This is a genomic window from Paenisporosarcina sp. P4_D4 (assembly GCF_056401835.1).
Window position 1 is genome coordinate 1 of sequence record NZ_JBFUIO010000205.1, and the last position, 2,744, is coordinate 2,744.

General features: G+C 37.6%; 3 protein-coding genes and 1 pseudogene. 2 read left to right on the forward strand and 2 right to left on the reverse strand.

Annotated features, from left to right (window positions below; genetic code table 11):
• A pseudogene (locus tag AC1DSL_RS17025) lies at positions 1-315 on the forward strand (metal-binding protein); the annotation flags it as partial.
• A 97-nt stretch (positions 316-412) separates the two neighbouring features.
• On the opposite strand, the gene AC1DSL_RS17030 reads toward AC1DSL_RS17025, so the two are convergent.
• Positions 413-1,351: an LCP family glycopolymer transferase gene (locus tag AC1DSL_RS17030; RefSeq protein WP_477533122.1), complete on the reverse strand. Its 939-nt coding sequence runs from the start codon at positions 1,349-1,351 to the stop codon at positions 413-415.
• 178 nt (positions 1,352-1,529) lie between these two features.
• On the opposite strand from AC1DSL_RS17030, the gene AC1DSL_RS17035 reads away from it, so the two are divergent.
• Positions 1,530-1,802 (forward strand): excalibur calcium-binding domain-containing protein, encoded by a 273-nt coding sequence (locus tag AC1DSL_RS17035; protein WP_477533123.1) that lies wholly within the window; start codon positions 1,530-1,532, stop codon positions 1,800-1,802.
• A 61-nt stretch (positions 1,803-1,863) separates the two neighbouring features.
• On the opposite strand, the gene AC1DSL_RS17040 is transcribed toward AC1DSL_RS17035, so the two are convergent.
• Positions 1,864-2,739: an SDR family oxidoreductase gene (locus tag AC1DSL_RS17040; protein ID WP_477533124.1), complete on the reverse strand. Its 876-nt coding sequence runs from the start codon at positions 2,737-2,739 to the stop codon at positions 1,864-1,866.
• Positions 2,740-2,744: the final 5 nt, after the last annotated feature.

Below are 2,744 nucleotides of genomic sequence, written 5' to 3' on the forward strand. Positions count from 1 at the left end.
TACGCGGGCGGCGAATTTACCGATTTCGAAGCTGGTATCCTTCTTGAAGTAATGGATCGACTCGAGAAACAAAATCGTAATCCTAAGCCATTGTTGAATATCATTGAAGACTATTTGGTGACCAATCAACCGAATGCCAGAAAAGAAGCGGCCGTAGCTGCAGGTGCCATTCGATTTGGGCAAGAGCATCAATTGTTTGAAGGACCATATTGGAGCGTTAAAGAAATAGCTGAATGGTATGGAGTATCAACTCATTCATTAAATAAATATTATAAAGATATTAATGAGTTTTATTCAGTAACGTTAGCTAATTAATTTGTAAATCCCGCCTCTATTTACAATAGGGCGGGATTTTTTAAATTGCATCAGTAATCATACAAAAAAGCTTCTTCAATTTTGAATGGAGCTTTTTTCAATCTTTCAATTCTAAATGTGTCTGCAATTGCAGCTGTATCTTTTCAAGTTCATGTGTATCTAACACGTAATACCAGACACCATCCGAAATTTGCCCATGCCCTTCTTGTAAAGAAAGTGATTCCAGATGACTAAAAGCCTCTTTATAATCTTTAAAAATTTTCTTCATTTCATCAAACGTTAAATTCGTGTGCACATTGTCGCCTGCAACGGCTAACAATTCTTTATATTTCCACACACTATTGAAAGATTTCAGTTTGTTGAAAATAGCATTAAGTACGATTTTTTGACGTTCTTGTCTGCCGAAATCCCCATTTGGATCATCATACCTCATTCGAACGAATGCTAATGCTTGTTCACCTTGTAAATGAATGGGACCAAGTTGATAGTTAAAATCATCCACTTCAAAAGCTAAATTGTTTTCTACGTCTACACCTTCAACGGCATCAACTAATCCGATAAATCCTTCCATATTAATCGAAACTGTATAATCTATAGGAATCTGCATTAAATTTTCAACGGTAGCTTTGACCATTTCTACACCACCGAAAGCATAGGAGTGATTAATTTTATCTTCTTTGTTCAATCCGATCAATGTTGTATAGGTATCTCGAGGGATGCTAATGATTTTCGTAGTATTATCAGTTGGATTTACGGTGACTACAATCATTGTATCCGCTCGTCCTCTGTCGTTTTCTCTCTCATCCACTCCCAATAACAGAAAAGAAAGTGGGGGCTTCTCTTCAATTAGTATAGGCGTAGATCGGAAAGTAGACTCAGGAAATTTTAAGGGTTCGTGCATTTGTTCAACTGTGGATTCAACAGTTGAATAGACATGATAAATTGCAAATCCTGTAACCAGAAATAAGAAACTAACGATAGTGATAAGCTTATGACCCAACATCCATTTCACTTGTATTTCAACACCTCTCTTCACAATATATCCAGCAATAGTGGCAATTAGAAGTGAGTGTATCGATTTTAAAAGTGATGAAAAAATTAAAAGGGAGATTAGTAAAGCACACTTGATAATAACAAATAAATTAGATTCTCTGGACAAATAGTCTATTTTAAATGTATGATATTGGTAATTTAGTAGTGTTGGAGGAATATTAATGAAAAAGAGAATAACTAGTCTTCTTCTTTCTGTTGCATTAATCGGAGGAATAGTAGGACATACACAAGTGGAAGCAGCTCCTAAGGTGACATTAAAGGAATATAGTAACTGCAAAGAAATTAATAAGATTTATCCAGGTGGGATTGCACGGTCATCAACAGTGAAAAATAAAGGTGGGGCAACTAAGTACAAACCTTTCGTTAATCAGAAATTGTATGATTTAAATGATAAGAGTGATCGCGACAATGATCTGATTGCTTGCGAACGTTAAACAAATAACCATAAGAAAAAGCACATCTTTGATGATGTGCTTTTTCTTTTTTTATGATTTTCTACGAAGTAACGAAGTCTCCACCATTTACATGTATCGTTTGTCCGATCATGTAGCTTGAGTCAGAAGATGCTAAGAAAACGTAAGCCGGAGCATTCTCTGCAGGTTGTCCACGTCTTGCCATTGGTGTGTCGTCTCCCGCCTTGGCTACTTCTTCTTTGCCAAATGTTGCAGGAATCAAAGGGGTCCAAATCGGTCCTGGCGCTACTGCATTCACTCGAATACCTTTATCGATCAAGTTCAGTGCCAGGGAGCKGGTGAATGTAGTGATGGCACCTTTTGTGGACGAGTAATCGATTAAATGTGGCGATCCTCTGTAAGCAGTAACTGAAGACGTGTTGATAATGGTGTCCCCTTTCGATAAATGGGGAAGTGCTGCCTGAGATAAGTAAAACATCGAGAAGATATTTGTTGAAAATGTTTCTTGCAATTGGTCCGGAGTGATTTTCAAGAAGTCCTCTGTAGGAAATTGCTTACCAGCATTATTCAMCAATATATTTAGCTGACCAAATTCTGCAATCACCTGGTCAATGGCGTCATGGCAATTTTCATCATCACTCAAATCAGTTGCAATTTTCATCCCTTTACCGCCATATCCTTCAATCAGCTTCACCGTTTTTTCAGCATCATCATGCTCATCTAAATAGGCGATAGCAATATTCGCACCTTCTTTGGCATAAGCCACGGCAATCGCACGACCGATACCACTGTCTCCACCTGTAATGAGTGCTACTTTTCCAGCCAGTTTGCCAGACCCTTTATAATCTTTATCGTCGTAAATCGGTTCGGGATTCATTTTTGATTCAATTCCGGGTTGGTGATCTTGGGTTTGACCTTTAATTTCTTCGTGAATTTTTTCGTATTTATCTTTTGCCATGATAC